This is a genomic window from Pseudomonadota bacterium, from assembly GCA_016711215.1.
Lineage (GTDB): Bacteria > Myxococcota_A > Polyangia.
This window is the reverse complement of record JADJTL010000001.1, coordinates 88,394-108,162: the sequence shown is the minus strand read 5'-3', so window position 1 is coordinate 108,162 and position 19,769 is coordinate 88,394. Positions and strand designations below refer to the sequence as shown.

The 19,769-nt window shown below is 71.4% G+C and carries 13 protein-coding genes and 1 pseudogene; 4 read left to right on the top strand and 10 right to left on the bottom strand.

The annotated features are described in order from the left end of the window. Window positions 1–122: 122 nt before the first annotated feature. Entirely contained in the window at window positions 123–1,043 is a 921-nt protein-coding gene (locus IPL40_00395) for a response regulator (protein MBK8479629.1), read from the bottom strand. A gap of 35 nt (window positions 1,044–1,078) precedes the next feature. Beyond that, window positions 1,079–2,857, bottom strand: coding sequence for a serine/threonine protein kinase (locus IPL40_00390; protein MBK8479628.1), 1,779 nt, complete (start codon window positions 2,855–2,857; stop codon window positions 1,079–1,081). A gap of 248 nt (window positions 2,858–3,105) precedes the next feature. On the opposite strand from IPL40_00390, the gene IPL40_00385 reads away from it, so the two are divergent. After that, window positions 3,106–3,417 (top strand): hypothetical protein, encoded by a 312-nt coding sequence (locus tag IPL40_00385; protein MBK8479627.1) that lies wholly within the window; start codon window positions 3,106–3,108, stop codon window positions 3,415–3,417. Window positions 3,418–3,512: 95 nt separating this feature from the next. Here IPL40_00385 and IPL40_00380 read toward each other — a convergent pair whose 3' ends face one another. Next, complete coding sequence (locus tag IPL40_00380) at window positions 3,513–4,718, bottom strand: hypothetical protein (protein ID MBK8479626.1); 1,206 nt, start codon at window positions 4,716–4,718, stop codon at window positions 3,513–3,515. Further along, on the bottom strand, window positions 4,715–7,888 hold the full coding sequence (locus IPL40_00375) for a PDZ domain-containing protein (protein ID MBK8479625.1): 3,174 nt from the start codon (window positions 7,886–7,888) through the stop codon (window positions 4,715–4,717). Before IPL40_00375 ends, IPL40_00380 begins: the two co-directional genes overlap by 4 nt. A gap of 471 nt (window positions 7,889–8,359) precedes the next feature. On the opposite strand from IPL40_00375, the gene IPL40_00370 reads away from it, so the two are divergent. The 3 genes and pseudogenes from IPL40_00370 (at window position 8,360) to IPL40_00360 (ending at window position 10,802) form a co-directional block, all read left to right on the top strand. Then, complete coding sequence (locus IPL40_00370) at window positions 8,360–9,325, top strand: RNA polymerase factor sigma-32 (protein ID MBK8479624.1); 966 nt, start codon at window positions 8,360–8,362, stop codon at window positions 9,323–9,325. After that, window positions 9,322–10,287, top strand: a complete 966-nt coding sequence (rsmI, locus tag IPL40_00365) for a 16S rRNA (cytidine(1402)-2'-O)-methyltransferase (GenBank protein MBK8479623.1) — start codon at window positions 9,322–9,324, stop codon at window positions 10,285–10,287. Before IPL40_00370 ends, rsmI begins: the two co-directional genes overlap by 4 nt. A gap of 203 nt (window positions 10,288–10,490) precedes the next feature. Then, window positions 10,491–10,802, top strand: a pseudogene (locus IPL40_00360) (FHA domain-containing protein). A 980-nt stretch (window positions 10,803–11,782) separates the two neighbouring features. Here the strand turns inward: IPL40_00360 and IPL40_00355 are convergent. The 6 genes from IPL40_00355 to ccoG form a co-directional block, all read right to left on the bottom strand. Continuing rightward, complete coding sequence (locus IPL40_00355) at window positions 11,783–12,664, bottom strand: NAD-dependent deacetylase (protein MBK8479622.1); 882 nt, start codon at window positions 12,662–12,664, stop codon at window positions 11,783–11,785. Continuing rightward, window positions 12,661–14,637: an excinuclease ABC subunit UvrC gene (gene uvrC, locus IPL40_00350; GenBank protein MBK8479621.1), complete on the bottom strand. Its 1,977-nt coding sequence runs from the start codon at window positions 14,635–14,637 to the stop codon at window positions 12,661–12,663. The genes IPL40_00355 and uvrC overlap by 4 nt, the downstream gene beginning before the upstream one ends. 105 nt (window positions 14,638–14,742) lie before the next feature. Continuing rightward, window positions 14,743–16,863 carry a glycogen/starch synthase gene (locus tag IPL40_00345; GenBank protein ID MBK8479620.1) on the bottom strand — a complete coding sequence of 707 codons (2,121 nt, stop codon included), beginning with the start codon at window positions 16,861–16,863 and terminating at the stop codon, window positions 14,743–14,745. 144 nt (window positions 16,864–17,007) lie between these two features. Beyond that, a complete protein-coding gene (locus IPL40_00340) occupies window positions 17,008–17,739 on the bottom strand; it encodes a sulfite exporter TauE/SafE family protein (GenBank protein ID MBK8479619.1) in 732 nt (243 codons plus the stop codon). After that, window positions 17,736–18,269 carry a FixH family protein gene (locus tag IPL40_00335; GenBank protein MBK8479618.1) on the bottom strand — a complete coding sequence of 178 codons (534 nt, stop codon included), beginning with the start codon at window positions 18,267–18,269 and terminating at the stop codon, window positions 17,736–17,738. The genes IPL40_00340 and IPL40_00335 overlap by 4 nt, the downstream gene beginning before the upstream one ends. Beyond that, the gene (gene ccoG / locus IPL40_00330) at window positions 18,266–19,723 is read right to left on the bottom strand and encodes a cytochrome c oxidase accessory protein CcoG (protein MBK8479617.1); all 1,458 of its coding nucleotides are present in this window, start codon (window positions 19,721–19,723) and stop codon (window positions 18,266–18,268) included. The genes IPL40_00335 and ccoG overlap by 4 nt, the downstream gene beginning before the upstream one ends. Window positions 19,724–19,769: the final 46 nt, after the last annotated feature.

The window sequence follows — 19,769 nt, the reverse complement described above, 5'->3', positions numbered from 1 at the left end:
GCGGGCCCAGATAGAAGCTCGGCCAAGACATAGCGTGCGATCGTAGCCAGACCGGCGCGATCGGGTCAACCAACTGGACGGGAGCGCCGCTGGATGGCGCGCGAGCGCGGAGGCAGCGCTTGCTAGGCAGGGCGGGCGGTCAACGCGCCCTTTCCGGCGCCCTTGGCCCGCACCAATTCCTGCGCCAGCTGCTCCACCGAACCAAAGCGGCCCGTCGGCGCCTCCACGAGCGCGACATGCAACGCCAAGCGTGGTGGGCGCGGGCCAGCCGGCGCGGAGGCGTTCAGCGCAGCGAGCGGCGGCACATCCTGAGCCACGCCGCCCTCACCCGCACTGATCGCATCTTCGAAGGCCAGCCGAAGCGACTCACCGAGCTGCCGCAAGGCACCCTGGTCGCGGCTACCGAGGACGAAATCGTCCCCACCGAGATGCCCCACGAAGGGCTGTTCGCCGGGCAGCGATCGACACTGCTCGAGGACCAAGCGCCCCACCAGCGCCACGACCTCGTCGGCCTTGCGGTAGCCGAGGTGGGCAGCGTAGGCCTCGAAGTGCGCGACGTCGACATAGAGCAGCCCGAAGGCCTCCTGGCGCTCGATCAGCTCGACCACCTGGTCTTCGATCGCCTCGCGGCCCGGCAGGTCGGTCGTCGGATTGCGGCCACGCTCCCGCCGGCTATGGCGAATCAACGCCTTGACGCGCACGTTGAGCTCACGCAGATCGAAGGGCTTCGAGAGGTAGTCGTCTGCTCCAGCCTCGAGCCCCTCGATGCGGTTCTCGACGTCGGACATCGAGGTCAGCATCAGAATCGGCACGCGTGAGAGCACGAGATCGCGCTTAACCCGGCGGCAGACCTCGATTCCCTCCATTTTGGGGAGCATCCAATCGAGCACCAGCAGATCGGGCAACTCGGTGCGCACGAGCTCGAGCGCGGCCTCGCCGTCCCGCGCTCGCAGGCAGAGAAACCCGGCATCGCCCAGGGTCGCGGCGATGAGGTGGGCGATGGCCTCCTCGTCCTCAGCGATTACCAGTTTTTTCAGGAACATAGCTGTGAATCCGTAGCATGCGCCGAGCGCCGATGTCAACGCGCCGTGCCGCCGGAAGGCCTCGTCACGAGCTTCTTGAGGCTGACGCGCACCGTCTGGGTCCGATCGGCGCGCACCTCGACCTCGCGGGACGCGAAGCCACCCGCCTCGACGCGCACCGTATAGACCAGATTCGATTGCGGCAGCTCGACGGGCTTGGTGACCTGCAGGACGCCGTCGAAATAGACGTCCGCACTCTCCGGCCTGGTTTCGATCAGCACCATCACGCGCGGCCGCGGGAGGGGCACAGTCCGGCCCGGGTCCTCGCCCGCCCACAACCACCAGCCGAGGCCGAGCAGGAGCGCGATGAGGCCGACCGTGCCCAGGAGCCGCGACGCGCTCCCGTCCGCCCTGCGCGCCTCGGCGTCGCGGCGTGGACGCGCCGCGCCTGGTCGGCTGGGAGCGGCGCGCTCGAGGGCCGAGGGCAGCCGGCCGTTGCCGACGCCGCGCGCAGCCTCGAGATCGAGCTCGAGCGAGCCGGTCTCCTCCGCCAGCGCGCTCGACGTGCGCCCAGCGCCGCGCGCGCGACCGAGAGCAGCGGCCACGGGTGGGGCCGCTGGACGTGGAGCGGAGGCGCGGGCGCCGTCGGGAGGGTCCCCCTTGGAGGCCCCCAAGGACGCAGGCCTGTCCGTCGGCGGCGGGAGCGCGGGGGCGACGAGCGGGGGCGACTCCGGCTGCACCGGCTCACGCATCCCCTGGGCTTCATCGAGATCGACCAGGGCGTCCGCCGAGGCGCCATCGATGGCCGCGAGGACCTGCTGGGGTGACGCGACGCCGCCGATTCCGAAGGTTGGGGCAGCGGCGAAGGCTCTCCGCGCCGCACCCGCGCCCGAGGCGGCCTGGGCGAAGGGCAGCAGCGCCTCGCGAAAGGCGGCGGCCGTGGCGAAGCGATCCTGCGGGGCCCGCTCCATCGCGCGCAAGACCACGCGATCGATGGACGCCGGCAGGCCGGACACCCGCTCCGATGGCGGCCGGATCTCCCCCTGGAGCAACTGCGCGAAGAGCGCCTGCAAGGTGTCGCCACCGATCGGCGGCTCGCCGACCAGCGCGGTGTAGAGCAGCCCTCCCGCCGCGTAGATATCGGCGCGATGATCGACATCGGCGGCGCCCTGCGCCTGCTCCGGCGCCATGTAGCGCGGGCTGCCCATGACCATCCCGCTGCGGGTCAACTCGAGCCCGTTGCTCTCGTCGCGCACCTTCGAGATGCCAAAATCGAGCACCTTGGCCAGCTCGCCGCCACCGTTCGGATCGGCCACCACCATCACGTTCTCGGGCTTCAGGTCGCGGTGCACGATGCCGCGCTGATGCACCGCACCGAGCCCCGCAAGCACCTGGCAGACCAGCTCGGCCGCGCGCCGCAGCGGCAGGCGACCCTCGCGCGCGATCAGCTCGCGAAGGGTCGGCCCGTCCAGGTACTCCATCACGAGAAAGAGCCCGCCCGTCTCGGTCCAGCCCATGTCGGTGACCGCGGCGATGTTGGGATGACCGGTCGCGCTGGCGGCGCGCGCCTCGCGCACCATGCGGGTCATCAGCTCGCGCTGCTGCGCCAGCTCCGGCAGCGTCAGCTTGATCGCCACCGGCTTGTTGAGCATCGTGTGGACCGCCCGAAAGACGGCTCCCATGCCCCCCGCGCCCAGGGCGCACTCGAGACGGTACTTGCCCTCGAGCACCGTACCCGGCGGAAACAAGCGCTCGGGCTGGAAGATCTTGCCGGTCACCGGACAGATCGACTGGCCGTCCTCGTGCAGCTCCTCGCAGTGCTCGCAACGAAGCATCCGCGCAGTCTACTACCGTCCGCCCGCCCGGCAGCATTCGCGCCCAGCGACCGGCGCAGCGCGGGGCCGGCAGAAGTCGGCCGGCCGACGAGGCTTTTCCGGCCCATGGCACTATATATTGGGCGATTATTTGGACCATTACACCATATCTAGTAGCATCGAGTCACATAGCGCCGGTTTGCGCAGGCCCCTCGCGAAGCCGCGAGGACGACGTGAGGGCGCCTGACAACACTTGGGGAGGTGGGGCGATGAAGATCAATCAGGAAGCGAAGGATTGGGCCACTCAGACGGATTGGGCCACTCAGTACGGCGAGCTCGAGGCGACCTGCAGCCTCTGGATCGCCGCCAATCAGATCAAGGACGCCCGCATCAGCGAGCTGGAGCGCGAGGTCAGCCAGCTGCGCCAGCACCTGAGGCGCGGCTCGAGCGCCCGGGCAGCGCGCCTACAGCGCTCAATCAGCGCCGTCCCCGATCGGGCGACGGCCGACGGCGGCCTTCCGGACGACCTGAGGCGCACCGACCTGAGGCGTGCCCCGCTGAGACGCGGCGACCCGCGCTAAGCAGCGCGCGGCGGCGGCCCGGCTGGCCCAGACGCCGCGGGGGCGGGCGCAGCAGGCCGGAGCGCCCACCCGCCCTGCTGCTCGGCTCCGCGCTGTCAGCGCCCGAGCAGGAAGTACCCGCCCGCCGCCACCAGCAAGGTGCCCCCACAGGCTGCGGCCACGATCAACGCACGGCCGACGCGCGAGCGCCGCCCCGTCGCACGCGACGACGGGCGCACGCCGAGCAGCGGCCCCTGGCTCCCCGTCGGCGCAGCGCGACCCGCCCCGGGGCCGACCAATGCGGCAGAGCGCACCCGCAGCACAGCCTCGCGCCGCAACTCATGGAGCAAGGTGCGAAGGAGCGCCGGGTGCTTGCCGTAGTCGAGCGCGCTGGGCACGAGCCCGTCGGCCACCTGCTCCGCGAGCACCCGCCCCTCGGGGGGCTGCCGCGCGACCCAGCCCAGCAGCGCCCGATCGTCCACCGCCAACCCGTCCTGGCCGAGACCGCGCTCGAAGATCGAATGCACGAGCGCGTTGTTCTGCTGCAACGCGAGATCGATCGCCGTCTCGACGGCCTCGGCACGGCGCAGCGGCCGGGCAGCCTGCGCGCCACCGTCGCGCGTGAAGGAGAACGAGCGCCAGCGCCGTCCGACCAGATCGACCAGCGCCAACCCGAGATCCTCCACCGGCACGCCGCTGTCCTCGACCCGCACGACCAGGCCTGCAGCCAACCCGACGGCCACGGCCGGACCCTGCTCGGGCTCGAGCATCAGCGTGCCCGCGCAGCCCGCCGCAGCGAGCGCCCGCAGCAGGTTCGCCACGCCGATCGGCTCGACCCAACCCGCGGCCTGCGCAGCGCCGGAGGCCAGGTCATCGAGCAAGGCTCCGCGTGGGGAGAGGACCGCGTCGAGGGCCTCGAAGAGCGCTTCGGCCAAGCGGGAAGCGGCCGCCTCCCCTTGGGCGCGCTCGGCCAGGGGCGCCACGATCAGCGGCGTCTCCCGCAGCAGGAAGTCGCTCCGCACCGCCGCCCGAACCTGCGCGTCGCCACCGTCGACCAGGCGCGTATCGCAGAGGATCGCGCCCGGTCGCGCCTCCAGCCCGAGCCTGTAGGCGATGCGCCCGCGGTCCGTATCGATCGGTCGGCCATAACCGTGACGGCGCGCGACCGGCTCGAACGCGGCGCGGAGGTGCTGCGCCTGCGAGACGACGAGGACGGGCCTTGATCCGCCCAGGGCCAGCCACGCGCGCGTGCCACCGAAGTCCAGGCCAGAACCCTCGCCGCCGCGCGCTGGCGGCCGCGCTGCGCCGCGCCCGGCGCTCATCGTGGCGCGGCCTTCCCTTCGCGGCCTTCGACCCGCTTCGCCACCGGCCTGACCGCTTCGCGCCGCATGATCACAGCCACCTGTTGCGTCTGGACCTCATTGTTCTCGCGGGCGAAGACCGTGACGTAGTTCGCGCCCGGCCAAAGCGGCACCTCCGCCGCGAAGCGCAGCACCTGCGGGGCCGTCGCGTGCGCATTCGACTGGTAGTAAACCTTGCGCGCCTCGATCTTGGCGTCGCGATTGCGCACGAAGACGTAGATATCTGTCACGCGCGTCTCGTCGGTAGCCTCGCCCGTGATGCGCATCGAGGGCTTCTCCGTCGCCAGCGCCGGCACGTTGAGCACTAGGCGAGGCGGCGTGACCTGCCAACGCCCGTCGAACTGACCGCGCGCGGGACCCGGATCGGCCGCGGCGTCCTTGCTCGCGATGAAAGCACTGCGCTCCGGTCCGACCTCGACGCGCGCCCAGGCGCCGCGCGGGTCGCGGCCCAGCAGCCGGAACACCGTGCCCGCGGCCGCCTGGCCCACCAAGGGCGCGTCGCTCGCGCCCCACGCACGCACAGCGGCCCCCGAGGCTCCCACGCGCACGGCGCCCGACGCGACCTGCTCGGGCGCAGCCGCAGGAGCGATCGCGAACTGCAGCTTCTCCGAAACGGCCTCCTGCAAGCCTTCGTCGAAGACCGCCAGGTCGAGCTTGAAGCTGTCGTCCCGAAAGCCGGGCTCGACGTCGAGCGTGAACGACGCCGTGGCGATCTGGCCCGGCTCCATACGGTTGAGCAGGAAGCGGCCCTTGCGGATGAAGATCCCCACGCCAGAGAGGTTCTGCAGCGTCGTCACGGCGCGCAGCGCGGCGCCGGCCCCCGTGTTGCGCACCTTGACGAAGAGCCGAAGGCGCTCGCCTCGCTGGGCGCGGCCGTCACGGTTGCCACCCTCGAGATCGTCGATGAGCTGATAGGCGTAGGCGAAGACAGGACGCCTCGCGCCCCGCAAAGCGAGCTGGAAGCGATGCGGCGGATACGTCGTCTTGGCGGCGTCAACGAAGCGCAGCGTCACATCGTCGAGTCGCGTCGGCAAATCCGGAACCTCGATCGGCAGGACCCAGGTCCGGGTCTTGCCGGGATCGACGCGGCCGAAGACCAGCTCGCGCTCGCGGAAGGCGAAGTCGGACGACTCGGTATGAGCCGCCAGGCGGTAGGCCGGCGCGCTGCCCTCATTGCGCACCGTGACCTTGATCTTGGCGCGCGTGCAGGCCTCGAGCGCGTCGCCGGCCGGCGTCGTCTGCACCTGCACGGCGAGGCGGGCGCTCCCCGCCGGTCCAGCCGCCGCGCCGCCATCCGCCGCGCTCGGCAGGCTCCAATCAACGCCGTAACGGGCCAGCGCCTGACCGATCCGCTGATCCTCGTCGGCCTGCACCTTGGCGAAGAGCGCCGGCGCGCCCGCGAGCAGCTGGGATCGGTGCCAGCCGTTCGCCTGCGAAAGGAGCTGGCGCGCCAGCTTGATCTGGAAGTCCTCGACGAACTTGTTCTCGCCCTCCGGGCGACACTCGCGCTGCGGAAAGAGACAAACGCTCTTGCCCGCGCCGTCCGCTGCCGCGGGCGCGCCGGCGCCGTTCGCGCTGTGCCCGTCCTCTGGCGTCTCACGCAAGAAACGCACGCTGAAGGCGGCCTCCTCGCGCCGCGCCGTGGAGTGCGTCAGGTGCTGGGAGAGGCCATCCTCGCGCGGCGACGCGTCACGGCGGCGCAGGCGGATCAAATCCTCGCGTACGACCACTGGCATCGTCACCACGTCCGGCGTGATGCCGACCGATTGGATCGAGATGTCGCCGGGGGTCAGGTACTGCGCGATCGTCAGCTTGAGCGCGGAGCCGTCGTCGTTGTCGTAGAGCACCTGCACTGAACCCTTGCCAAAGGTGCGCCGGCCAATCACGACCGCCCGGTCGAGGTGCTTCAACGCTCCGGCGACAATCTCGGAGGCCGACGCGCTGCCGTTGTTGACCAGCACGGCGATCGGGTAGCGCTGCTCCGTATCCTCGCGCTGCGCGCGCTTTTCCTCGCGGCGCCGCCCCGCGTTGCTGACCGTCGTCACCAAGGTCCCGGACTCGATGAAGAGGTCGGCGATCTTCACCGCCTGGTCGAGCAGACCGCCGGGATTGTCACGCAGGTCGAGGACCAGCGCCTTCATCCCCTGCTGCTTGAGTCGGCGCAGGTGCTGTCGCAGGTCGTCCTCGGAGTTGCCCTGGAAGCTGCTGAGCACCACATGACCGACGCTGCCGGCGAGCATGCGCGAGGTCACGCTGTCGACCTTGATCACGTCGCGACGCAGCGTCTTCTTCGCCGGCCGAGGCAGGCCCTGCCGCTGAATCGTGATCACCACGGAGGTGCCGGGCGCACCGCGCAGGCGCTGGACCGCCTGCGTCAGCGTCATGTTGACCGTCGACTCCTGACCGATCTTGAGGATCTGGTCGCAGGGCTTGAGCCCGACGGCTTCGGCCGGCGTGCCGGGCATCGGCTTGATCACGGTCAACGCGCCCTGAATCATGCTGATGACGATTCCCAGGCCGCCGAACTCCCCGCGGGTCGAGAGGCGCATCTCGTTGTAGATATCGGGCTCGAGCAGGACGCTATGTGGATCGAGGGTGCTCAGCATGCCGTTGATCGCCGCGTACTCCACGTCGCCAAGCTCGGTGCTCGGCTGCAGATGCGGCTGGATGAAGCGCAAGATCGTTCGCATCGCCGCGCTCAGATTCCAGGGGCTGTCGACCAGGCCGATGTCGAAGCTCCGCTCGACGTCCTGCACCCGCACGGCGAGCTTCGACTTATCGCTCGACTCCCGCACCAGCACCTCGGCCACATCGCGCTCGACCCCATGCAGGGCGGCCAGCAGCATCTCGCGCGGTCGAATGCGCTCGGGCTCGACGTAGTTATCCGTCACGCGCAACAGGACCCGCTCGAAGACCTTGAGCGCGCCCAGATCGGTAGCGCCGGCACGACTCGCTCCGGCCGAGGCCGTGTGCGGTGGTTCCAGGCCGAGGCCGCCGGGGCCCTGGGGGCGCGTCACCGTCAGCACGAGGGCGGAAGCAAGGGCCAGGCCGACCGCGATCGGCTTGAGGTGACGCGTCATCAATAGCTCCGGGCGAAACGGCGCGGCGGCGGCGCCGAAGAGGGCGTCCATCGGACTTCAACCAGCGCGGCGCACGAGCGCCGCCGTCAATTGGCAACGGCTGGAAGTATAGGCGCGCTTGGTCGGCGCGTCCAAAGGGGATCCCGCGGGAGGGCCTCGCGAAGGCCGAGCGGCGGCCCCCGACGGCTCTCGGTTGACGAGCTGGCGTGGGGCATGACAAACGATCGCATGGCCGAGCGTCCAGCAGACAAGGCAGGGCGACCCGCGCGCGAGCGGCGAGCGCGCCGCGCCCCCGGTTCGGTCCACGCCGGTAGGGCGCTCGAGGCGCCGCAGACGGCGGCCAACGGACCGCATGGCGAGGTGACCGACGAGGGCGGTGACGAGGACGAGGGCGAGCTCGATCAGGTCGAGCCGACGCCCGACGAGCTCGCCGCCCTCCCCGACGACCTGGTCCAATCGGACCGCGGGGGCGACCACGGGGGCGACCACGGGGCCGACCACGAGGGCGCCGGCCACCCCGGGATGCTCACCGTCAACGACGCTTCGGACAGCGCGGAGGACGAGCAACCCGACCACGCGGTCGTCGCAACCCTCGCGCCGAGCGCGCGCAGCCTGGCCGTGCGCGACCCGTTGCAGGCGTATATCAATGAGACCCGGCGCTACCCGCTGCTCAGCGCCGAGGAGGAGCACGCCCTCGCGCTGCGCTACTTCGAGCACGGCGACGCCGAGGCCGCGCGCCAACTGGTCACGGCCAACCTGCGGCTGGTCGTGAAGATCGCCCACTCCTATCGCAAGGCCTATCGCAACCTGCTCGACCTGGTGCAAGAGGGCAACGTCGGGCTGATGCACGCGGTCAAGAAGTTCGACCCCTATCGCGGCGTCAAGCTCTCCTCCTACGCCGCCTGGTGGATTCGCGCCTATATCCTCAAGTTCGTGCTCGCGAACTGGCGGCTGGTCAAGATCGGCACGACGCAGGGTCAGCGCACGCTCTTCTACAACCTGCGCCGCGAGGTCGAGGCGCTGCAGCGCCTGGGCATCGACGACCCCACGCCCAAGCTATTGGCCGAGCGCCTCAGCGTCACCGAGCAAGAGGTGCAGATGATGCAGAAGCGCCTCGCCGGCGGTGACGTCTCGCTCGACGCACCCTTGACGGGCGACGACCCGGGCACCACGCGGCTCGACTTCGTGGCGGCGACGACCGTCGGCCCTGAACAGCAGGTCGAGCAGCGCGAGCTGAGCAGCCTGCTGCGCGACAAGGTCATGGCCTTCGGTGAGACCCTGCGCGGGCGGGAGCGCGAGATCTTCGAGCTGCGGACCATCGCCGAGGAACCGCTGACGCTGCAGCAGATCGGCGATCGCTACAGCATTACCCGCGAGCGGGCGCGCCAGATCGAGCGCCGCGTGATGGACCGCCTGCGGGATCACCTGCGCGCCGAGCTGGGCGACGCCGTCGACGTGGCGCTGGGCCGCGACGACGGTCCCCGATGAGCGCGGAGGGGGAGGCCGACCCTGGGGCAGCGGCGACCGGGCGCGGCTTCAGGGTGCAGCCGGGCTGGCTCTATCTCGTGGCGACACCGATCGGCAACCTCGAGGACATCACGCTGCGGGCGGTGCGCGTGCTGCGCGAGGTCGAGCTGATCGCCGCCGAGGACACGCGGAAGGCGCAGGCGCTGCTGGCCCACCTCGGTCTGAGCGGGCGCCCCACCCTGAGCCTCTTCGAGGGCAACGAGAGCGCGCGGATTCCCGGGCTGCTGGAGCGCTTGCGCGGCGGCGCGAGCGTGGCCGTGATTTCCGAGGCCGGGATGCCAGGCATCTCCGACCCCGGTTGGCTGCTGCGCCGAGCCTGCCTCGAGCAAGGCATCCCCTGCGACGTGATTCCAGGAGCCTCGGCCGTCACGACGGCGCTGCTGCTCTCCGGCCTGCCGCCGGCGCACTTTCGCTTCGTCGGCTTCCTGCCGCGCAAGGGACCCGGACGACGAGAGGCGCTGCAGCGCATTGCGGCGAGCTCCGACACCACCGTGGTCTTCGAGGCCCGCCGGCGCACGGCAGCCACGCTGAGCGAGCTCGCCCCGCTGCTCGGCCACCGCACGGTCGCCGTGCTGCGCGAGATGACGAAGCGTCACCAGCAGGTGCTGCGGGGCAGCGCGCTCGAGCTGCTGGAGGCACTGGCGGGCGTGTCCGAGCGCGGGGAGGTCACGCTCGTGATCGCTGGCAACGAGGGCGCGCCGCTCGCCCGAGACGATGAGCCTCCGGCCGAACCGGGCGCGTCCCCGAGGGCCCCCGCGCCAACGCTGGCGGAGCGGGTCGCCGCCGAGCGCCAACGCGGCTGCTCCCCGCGCCAGATCGCGCGCACCTTGGCCGCCCAGGGCCAGCCCAAGCGCGAGGCCTACCAGCTCGCGCTGCGCCTGGCCCAAGCCGAGCAGGATGCGAGCGGCGACGGCCAGCCCTGAAGGCGGGAGGCGCGCGCCAGCGCCCTAGCCCCCGGCGCGCGCCCGCGTGCTAAGGTCGCCGCCCACAGCAACTGGGATAAAACATGAGCCAGACCCTTGAGCGGCTGGGCCCCGGCTACGAGGCGGACCAGCTGACCCCCGTCGGCAGCGACCCGAACACCCAGCTGGTCGAGGAGAGCGCGGCCGTCGGCCAAGGCGATGCGCTGCTGGAGGGCGTTGGCGGCTCCGCCCCGCCGGGCGGCGGCGTCGAGCGCAAGCGGCGCCTCGTGCGGCTCGTCTCGACGACGCCGGGCACCGACCTGAGCATCGAGCTCCAAGACGGGGTCAATCGCGTCGGGCGCCAGCGCGCGGGCAACCATATCGTGCTCGTCAGCCCGCAGGTTTCACGCTGGCACGCCGAGCTCGAGGTGGGACCGGAGGGCGTCAGCCTGCGCGACCTCGGCAGCGCCAACGGCACCTATGTCAACGGCGAGCGCGTGCAGGAACGGCAACTCGTCGCCGGCGACCTCGTCGCGTTTTCCGACAAGTTCACGCTGCGGGTGCTGGTCGAGCTGCAGCCCGAGACGCTGCGCTTTCCCGCTGCGGCGGTCGAAGCGCAGGCCGCGGCCCAGGCCGCCGCGGTGAGCCAGCCCGCCCAGCCCGCCCAGCCCGCCCAGCCCGCCCAGCCCGCGCCTCCCTCACTCGAGCACCGCGCCTCGCTCGCGTCCCCGATCGATCCCGCGGCGCGACGCGTCCCCACGGCGGAGCATGCCGACCCTGTCAAACCCCTCACGAAGCCGGCCACCGCCCTGCCCCTGGCCCGGGCGGCCGTCGACCTGCGCAGCGTCGGGTCGCTGCCGAGCGCACCCCAGCCGCCAACCGAGCGCCGTCGCGCAACGCGCCCACTGACGCTCGCCGAGGCGGGTTCGCTGCTGGCGGCGCTGGCCACCGATCCCGCGCAGCCGATCGATCCCTTGGCGCTTGGGCTCTCGACGATCGAACGCGACCGGCGCCAGCTCGGACTGCTCTACCAGATCGCGCGCGGCTGCCTGCTGCAGACCTCCCTGGCGGAGCTGGATGCGTTGCTGATCCGCGCGCTCGAGCAGAGCACCGGGTACACCCAGGCCTTCATCGGCTATCAGCTGCCGACGCGCGACTGGAAGTTGGTCCTCTCGCGCGGCGGTGAGCCTTGGGATCCGGACCTGCTCCGGCGCCTGTTGCAACGCGGGCTACAAGCGCGCCAGCTTATCCTCGTCGAGGACTCGCTCCGCGATGCGACGCTCGGGCAGCGCGCCGACGGGCAAGCGGACCAGCGCGCGCTCGTGCCGCTATGGACGCCCCGCGAGCCGCTCGGCGCCGCCTGCATCGTCGCACCGCCCGCGGTGGTCAACCCCGAGCGCCCGGCCTTTCTCACGCTCTTTGCCGAGCTAGCGGCGCTGGCCCTGCGCCAGGCGCTGCACCGGGAGCGCGCCGAGACCTAAGGGCTCGCCGCCCCCAACCCGTCCGCCGCCGCCGCTCAGCGGGGGCGCGCGTCGCGCTCGAGCTCGTCGACGCCGCGGCGGGGCGCGTCTGGGCCCAGCGCCTCGGCCAGGGCGCACAGCGCCTCGAGTGCGCCAGCCTCGATCGCGATCGCGTCGGCAGGGCCGGCCGCGTCACGCGGATTGATGCGAATCAACCGACCGCCCCAGCGGCGCGCCACGCCCTCCGAGGTCCAGCGCACCGTCGGCACGGCCGTGCCCGCGCCACATTCGATCAGCACCAGCCGCGCGCCGTCGAGTCCCGCCAGCCACGCGAGCTGCGCCGCTTCTTGCGCGTCCGACCGCTCGCTGACCCAGTAGTCGTCCGTGAACATCAAGACGTTGGGGCGAGCCATCGCGCCGCAGTCCGGGCAGGCCGGAAGCGGGGGACGCGCCCGAAAGCTCTGGCTATCGACGTCGAGTCGCAGGTCACTGACGGGCCACAAGCGCGCGCTGCAGGGTTGCGTGCACTGCAGGTGACCGAGCGAGCCATGGCACTCGAAGACGCGTTCCTCGGCGAAGCCCGCGCGCTGGAAGTGACCATCGATGTTCGAGGTGAAGACGAAGGCCCCGTGGCGCATCCGGGCGGCCCATTGCTGCAGCAGCCCGAAGCCCGCGTGGGGCACGCCCGCGCGATAGAGCCCCAGCCGATGGCCATAGAAACCCCAGGCCAGCTCGGGATCGGCCTCGAACCAGCGCGGATTGGCCACCTGCGCAAACGACAACCCGCGGCGCGCAAAGGGTGGATACTCGCGCCAGAAGCCCTCCCGGCCGCGAAAGCTCGGCAGTCCCGAGTCCACACCCATCCCCGCGCCAGCGCCGATCCAAAGCGCATCAGCGCGCGCGATCGCCTCGGCCGCTGCTGCTATCGCCTGCCTCATGACTCACGCTTAGTGGTGTCGTGCGGGTCGATCGACCGGGGCGGTGGCCCCAGCTCGCCCACATCGGGTTCCTGGCGCGCAAGATACCGCGCAACGCTCTCGGCCGCACGCTGCGTCATACCATGCACCGCGGCCAACTCGCTCACCGACGCCAGCCGAATCCGCTCGAGGCTGCCCAGCGCCCGCAGCAGCTCGCGCCGCCGCCGGGGGCCGATCTCCGGGATGTCGTCGAGCCCCGAACGCAACGCCTGGCGCTGCCGCAGGCGCCGATGGTGGCCGATGGCCACGCGGTGCGCCTCATCGCGTAGCCGCGACAGCAGGTAGAGCTCCGCGGTGTTGGGGCGCAAACGGATCGGGTCCTTGACGGCCGGCAGCACCACGCGATCCGGACGGTCCGCGCCCTGAGCGTCCTCACCAACGCGCGCCTTGGCCAGCCCAACCAGCGCGGGTGGGCCCAGCTCGGCGGGCAGCGCGGCGTCGCGCAGCGCCGCCAGGGCAACGGCGAGCTGCCCCCTGCCTCCGTCGATCACGATCAGATCGGGAAGCTCCCAGCCGCTCGCCGCGTCGCGTGCGCGCCGCAGCCGCCGGGCGAGCACCTCATAGATTCCAGCATAATCATCCCCGCCGCGGGCCGCGACGCGGAAATGACGGTAGGACGCCGGGGCCAGCTGCCCGTCGCGCATGACCACCATCGACGCTACGACGTGCTGCCCCATCAGGTTCGACACGTCGTAGCATTCGATCTGGCGCGGCAGGCGCTCCAGGCGCAGGCGTTGCTGCAGCTTACCGAGCGCCTGCGCCACATCGGCCTCGCGCGCCCGGCGCGTGGCGAAGTGGCTCTGCGCGTTTCGCTGCGCCAACTCGAGCAGCGCGCGGCGAAAGCCGCGCCGCGGGACGCGCAGCTCGACCTTGCGCCCCGCCAGCTCCGCCAGCCATTGCTGCTTGACCTCGCGATCGTCGGGCTCAACCGGCACCAGCACTTCGTGCGGAAGGGCCTGCCCCGCGTCGTAGTAGCGCCCAATCAGCGCACTGAGCAGCTCCTCGTCGGGGAGCTCATGCCCGGAGAAAGAGAGCGGCCGCCGGCCGACGAGGCGCCCCGCCCGCACGTTGAGCACCACGACGTCGACCGCGTCACCCTCGCGATAGCAGCCAAAGACGTCCCGATCGAGCAGGTCCTGGGCTACCACCTCCTGCCGCTGCAAGGTGGCCCGCACCGCGCCGAGCTGGTCGCGCACGCGCGCTGCGTGCTCGAAGTCGAGCCGCTCGGCGGCCGCGCGCATACGCCGCTCCAAGCCCGCCACGAGCTCCTGCTCGCGCCCGCGCAGAAAGAGCGTCACCTCCTCCACCTGCTGCCGATACTGCGCGCGATCGACCTCGAGGACGCAGGGTGCGGGGCAACGGCCGATCTGGTGCTGCAAGCAGGCGCGCACGCGCGTGGCCATCGTCTCGTCGGTGCAGGTGCGGAGCTGAAAGTAGCGATTGACGACGCGCAGCGTCTGTCGGCAGGAGGAGGCCGAATGGTAGGGACCGAAGTAACGCGCACCGTCGGCGACGATGCGCCGCCGGACCTCGAGCCGCGGGAAGTCCAGGCGTGCGTCGAGGCGCAGCACGAGGAAGCTCTTGTCATCGCGCAGCAAGACATTGAAGCGCGGCTGATGCTCCTTGATCAGGGTGTTCTCGAGCAGCAGGGCTTCCTTCTCGTTGCGCGTGACCAGCGTCTCGACGTCGCCGAGCAGGCGCGCGAGCGATCCGACAAAGGCGCGTGGGTCGCCCGAGCGTGTGAAGTAGGAATGCACGCGGGCGTGCAGGCTCTTGGCCTTGCCGACATAGATCACGCGCCCCTGCCGGTTCTTCAGCAAGTAGACGCCGGGTTCGCGCGGCAGCCGCTCCAGCAGCTCGCGCAAGCGCGGCTCGAGGCGCTCGAGCGCGGTCGTCGGCGGTGCAGCCATGAGCGCGAGTATAACGTCACTCACGTCGATCGCGGTGGACGCCTCGCAGCGGGCGCGCGGGCGCAGCGGGCGCAGCGCCCGCAGCGGGCGTTGACGCGGCGCGAGCGTTGACGCGGAGCGAGCTTGCTCTTACTGCAGGCGCGCTGCCCGCCGCGTGCGGGGCGCCTCGGCGCGGCCGCCGCCCTGCGCGGCGACCAAGAGCGAGGCCAGATCGGGCAGCGCAAGCCGCTCGGCCTCAGCGATGTTCAGGCGCTGCTGCCCGAGCGCGCCGCCGATCAAGGCATTGAGCTGATGCTGGGCCGCCGCGCGATAGGCGGTGAAGTAGGCGCCGAAGGCATCCTGCCAGGAGAATGACTGGGCCAGGCCCTCGAGCTGGCGCTCGTGAAAGGCCTGCGGTCGCTGGCGGTACTCGCCCAGCGCGTCGTCCAACGCCGCGCGCAGCGCGCGCACATGGCCCGCGCGCTCAGCGACATTCGTGTAGCTGTAATAGATGCCGCTCTGGACCTTGCCGAGCCCGCCCGTGCGCCGGGCGACCGGTACCGCGCCGAGCCAGGCCGCCTCGATATCCGTCATCCCACAGGGTTCAAAGCGACTCGGCAAGACCGTGAAGTCGGCGCCCGCCCGCGAGAGGACGTTCAAGGGCCCCGTCACGAAGCGAGGATAGACCCTCACGGCGTCGGGATAGCGCGCCGCCAACGCCTCGAGCTGCTGCAGATCGGCGGCGCCGGCGGCGTCCCCGGCCGAGCCAAGCACGAGGAGCTGCGCGCCGTGCTGCTCGACGAGGTAGGGCACGTTGTCGAGCAGCACCCCGAGGCCCTTCTGTTCGACCAGGCGACCGACGACGACGAGCACGGGGCGCTCCGGAGCCGCGACACCAAAGACCTCGAGCTGAAGCAGGCGCTTCAGCTCGCCCAGCGAGGCGAGTGTGCGCTCACGCCCCGCGGCGCTCTTGAGATCCGAGCCAAAGCGCAGGTCGCGCTCGAGGAAGGCCCGACGCACCTCAGGGTGCTGGAGATCGCCGAGCCTGTCCGAGCCGCCAGCCCGCTCCAGCTCGCGATGCGTGGAGGCATGCGCCGTGCGGGCCAGGCCGTTGGTGATGCCGATGACATTGCCGAACTCGAGGCCGTGGCTCGGCACGAAGACCCGCTCGGGATCGACCGCCGCGCCGGGCTGCTCGCGAAAGAGCTGCTCGAGGATCTCGTCGCGGCTCTGACGCAGCTCGGCGGCATAGCCCGGGCTGACCGCGATCCCCGCGAGGCCAAAGTGCTCCTGCAACCAACCGAGCGAGCCCTTGAGCAGGTTGAGCAGCCCATCCTGCTCGAAGTAACGCAGATAGGTCGCCTCGGGCAGCCGCAGCAGCTCGAGCAGGCGTTGGTTGCGCTGGCGGTCACCAAGCGGTAGGCCCCTCGGGTGTTCGGCGGTCGACGCGCTCCGCCGGTCGCCGAAGCCGGGCGTCTTGAAGAGCCCCTGATAGCCGCCATTATGCAGCGTCAGCACGCTGGCCGGCGGCCGCTCCATGTAGATCGGCGCGAGGGCCGCGTGATAGTCGTGGGCGTGGTAGACGTCGGGCTCGATGCGCCGCGCCAGCGCGGCGATGGCCTGATTGTAGAGCGAGTAGACGGCCGCATCCTCCCACGGCAGCGCATAGGGCGGCACGCCCGGCTGGCCCAGCGGCTGGCGGTCGCCGCCGCGACTGGCGTAGATGCTCGCCTCGGGCGTGTTCTCCAGCAGCGTGCGCCGCGCGAAGAGCGGGTGCTCAAAGAAGTACAGCGCCGCGCCGCGCGGGTGGCGACTGTGCCAGACACCGACCATCTCCCGTTGACCTGCCAGGATCGTTTGCAGCGGCGCCAAGCGCTTGAGGCCGCGCGTCGCCAGGCCCTCGTAGCGCAAGAAGGCAGCGGAGACGCGTGGTCCCTCGTGGGCGGCCTCCTCCCCGCGCGCCACCTGCGTCGCGACCGCCGGTGCGACGAAGGCGGGCAGCTCGGTCAGGAAGTCGTTGACCACCAGCGCCTGGCCACCGGCCTGGACGTTGAGCGGCCGTCCGCGGGTGTCGCGCAGGTGCTCGAGGCGCCCGCACTCCATCGCCGAGAGCAGCACATGCGGTCGCCCGGCGGCGATGTTGTTGAGGCGTCGGGTGGCGGCAGCCAGCTCGGCCTCCGGCCGGCGACCCTGGGCCGGAGTCGCGTAGCCCAGCAAGAAGTACAGGGCCGCAGCCCATGCACTGCGGCGCAACGCACGGCCGTGATTCATCGTCGTGTCCTCGTCGGCGCGGCCGGTCGATCCGGGGCCGAGGGGTCAACGATCGAGCGCTGTCGAGTGGACGAAGGAGCGCTGTGCGGTGGACGCAGTCGCGCGGTGGCTAGCGCGGCGCGGACCCTGCGCCGCGGACTCCGCTCAGCGCCTTTGACAGGGGCAGGAGGCCTCGCGCTGCATCTTGGCGCCACGGGCATGGGGCGCATGCAGCCGGCCAGCCAACGCGAGCGCGCCCAGCGCAAGCACTGCCAGCGCGGTGAGCACGGGCAGCACACGGCCGAGCCGCCGGGCGAGCGGACGTACGCCGAGCCCGAGGCCGAGCAGCGCCGGCACGGTACCCAACCAGAAGGCCGCCATCAGCGCCGCCCCACGCCAGGCGCTTCCGGTCCCCGCGGCGGCGACGACGAAGGCGTAGAGCCAGCCGCAGGGCAACAGCGTCGTCAGGGTCCCGAGGAGCAGCGCGCGCACCACCGGCGAGCGCTGCCCAAGCTGGCGCACCAGCGGCTGCAAGCGCGCGGTGAGACGCCGAGCCAATCCGAGCGCGGGCCAGCGCGCGCCGAGCAGCGTGCCGAGCATCGCGAGGCCCCAAAGCAGCATCACCACGCCAGCCACGGCGCCGGCGAGCCTGGGCAGATCGAAGCCTGCCCCTGCCAAGTCGACGGCCGCGCCAAGCGCGCCGCCGGCGGCCCCGAGCAGGAGATAGGTCATGAGCCGGCCGCCGTTGTAGGCGGCGTGTGCCAACCAGGGCGTCGTGCCTGCGGCGGCGCTGCCCGCGTAGAAGGCCACGAAGCCGCCGCACATACCCACGCAGTGCAGGCTACCGACGAGACTGGCTCCGACCACCGTCGCCAGCGTCGTCACGAGCGCAATCATCCCTCTCCTCCTGTCCGCGGGAGTCCCGCGCCCGCGGCTGCCCCGGACGGCTCCAGCGTGTCCAGCTCGCGCAGGAAGCGGCGCGTCAGCCGCCGATCGCCCTGCTCGACGAGCAAGCGCAGCTCCCAGAGCCCACGGCGCCGCAGCGGCAGCGTCGCGACGTAGGAAACCCCGTCACGGGCCGTCAGCGCGCTCCGCAACACCTCGTTGGCCCGCGCGAGGTGGCGCGCCTCGAGCCGCAGCCGTGCACCTGCGAGCGCGCGGCCCCGGCGATCGGCCAGCCGGACCTCGACGCGGCGGTGGCCCGCTTGGCGGGCGGGCACGACCGCGAGCGCGAGCCGCCAGCCGAAGCGCTCCGCCGCGCGCGCCTTCGCCTGCTCCGTATCCCAGGCCAGGCTCTTGCCGTAGTAGTCCGGCTCGACGGCATGCGACGGGTCACCGCTTGCAGCGACGATCAAGAGCAGCACGGCCAATGCGTTCGCCGTCAGCAGCCCGACGACGATCCACGGCCACTGCCAACCGCGCTTCATCGTGGCGCTCCAGCCGCAGCCGCGCCGCCCGCAGCCCGCGGCCCGAGCAGTGCGTAGGGTAGCTCTCGCACGAAGCCTGCGCCGTCGCTGACCCGCAGCCGCAAGGCGTGCGGACCGGCGGCGAAGAGCGCGCGCGGCGCCAGGACAAAGGCCATCATCGTGCCCGTCTTGCCCGCGTCCACCGCCAGTGGGTTCTCCGGCGCCACCAGCTCGGCGGTCGCCGCATCGAGCAGCGTGATCGTGTAGCGCCGCGGCCGCTCCGTGCGATTGACGATCTTCAAGAGGAGCTGATTCGAGACGCTGGCGCCAGGACGCCCGTCGGGGCCATCGAGCAACGCGAAGGGCCGACCACCCGCACGTAGCAGCGTGAGATCCGCCGGTTGGCGTCGCGCGAGCGCCAACGCCAGCAAGCCCACCACCAGCGCGAGGACCGTTGGGTAGATCACGACGCGCGGCCGCAGGAGCCGGCGCGTGCGGCCCGCGAGCTCGTCCTGCGAGGTGTAACGAATCAGGCCGCGCGGCTTGCCCACGCGGGTCATGATCGCGTCGCAGGCGTCGATGCACTGCGTGCAGCCGACGCACTCCAGCTGCAGCCCCTCACGGATGTCGATGCCGGTCGGGCAGGTTTGCACGCAGGCGCGGCAATCGATGCAGTCTCCGGCCCCGGCGTCGCCTGGGGTCCCGACGATCGGCGCGGCCGCTGCGCGCCTCAACTTGCCGCGCGGTTCGCCGCGGCGAAGATCATAGCCCACGATCATCGACTGCCGATCGAGCAGGACCGACTGCAGCCGCCCGTAGGGACAGGCGACGATGCAGGTCTGCTCGCGAAACCAGGCGAAGTCGAGAAACATGAGCGCGGTGGTCACCGCCATCACCAAGAAGGCCGCCGGATGCTCGAAGGGCGAGCGCCGCACCCACAGCAGGAGGCGCTCGACACCGACGAAGTACGCCAGGAAGGTGTGGGCGAGAAAGGCCGAAAGCAGGAGGAAGACGACGTTCTTCAGCAAGCGCCGGCGACTGGGCAGGCCACGGTCGAGCGCGCGCTGCTGCCGCGGGCTACCCTCGAAGAAGCGCTCGATCGGGCGGTAGATCAGCTCCAAGTAGACGGTCTGCGGGCAGGCCCAGCCGCACCAGACGCGGCCGAGGAGCGCCGTCAGCAGGAAGATGCTGACGACGATGCTGACCAAGAGCAGCATCAGCAGCATCGAATCGGTTGGCAGGAAGGTCGTGCCGAAGAGCGTGAATTCGCGGCGCGGCAGATCCAATAGCACCAGCGGCCGGCCGTGCAGGCGCAGGTAGGGGCTCGCGGTGAAGAGCGCGATCAACGCGTAGCCGACGAACGCGCGGCGCCGCTGGAAGCGGCCCCGAGAGAGCTTCGGTCGCACCTGGCGACGCGAGCCATCCCGGTTCAGCGTCGAGAGGACGGGGGCGTTGGGGTGTTCCTTGCTGGTCATGGGCCGGGGGGCTTCGATGCCCCGTCGAGCATCGCTCTCCTTTCAG

Excerpts from the sequence above, each read along its gene's own strand:
- IPL40_00370 (MBK8479624.1), top strand. The coding sequence starts at position 8,360 with ATGCTCACCGTCAACGACGCTTCGGACAGCGCGGAGGACGAGCAACCC.
- ccoG (MBK8479617.1), bottom strand. The coding sequence starts at position 19,723 with ATGACCAGCAAGGAACACCCCAACGCCCCCGTCCTCTCGACGCTGAAC.
- IPL40_00355 (MBK8479622.1), bottom strand. The coding sequence starts at position 12,664 with ATGAGGCAGGCGATAGCAGCAGCGGCCGAGGCGATCGCGCGCGCTGAT.
- IPL40_00395 (MBK8479629.1), bottom strand. The coding sequence starts at position 1,043 with ATGTTCCTGAAAAAACTGGTAATCGCTGAGGACGAGGAGGCCATCGCC.
- IPL40_00380 (MBK8479626.1), bottom strand. The coding sequence starts at position 4,718 with ATGAGCGCCGGGCGCGGCGCAGCGCGGCCGCCAGCGCGCGGCGGCGAG.
- IPL40_00375 (MBK8479625.1), bottom strand. The coding sequence starts at position 7,888 with ATGGACGCCCTCTTCGGCGCCGCCGCCGCGCCGTTTCGCCCGGAGCTA.
- IPL40_00340 (MBK8479619.1), bottom strand. The coding sequence starts at position 17,739 with ATGATTGCGCTCGTGACGACGCTGGCGACGGTGGTCGGAGCCAGTCTC.
- IPL40_00385 (MBK8479627.1), top strand. The coding sequence starts at position 3,106 with ATGAAGATCAATCAGGAAGCGAAGGATTGGGCCACTCAGACGGATTGG.
- IPL40_00335 (MBK8479618.1), bottom strand. The coding sequence starts at position 18,269 with ATGAAGCGCGGTTGGCAGTGGCCGTGGATCGTCGTCGGGCTGCTGACG.
- IPL40_00345 (MBK8479620.1), bottom strand. The coding sequence starts at position 16,863 with ATGAATCACGGCCGTGCGTTGCGCCGCAGTGCATGGGCTGCGGCCCTG.
- IPL40_00390 (MBK8479628.1), bottom strand. The coding sequence starts at position 2,857 with ATGCTTCGTTGCGAGCACTGCGAGGAGCTGCACGAGGACGGCCAGTCG.
- rsmI (MBK8479623.1), top strand. The coding sequence starts at position 9,322 with ATGAGCGCGGAGGGGGAGGCCGACCCTGGGGCAGCGGCGACCGGGCGC.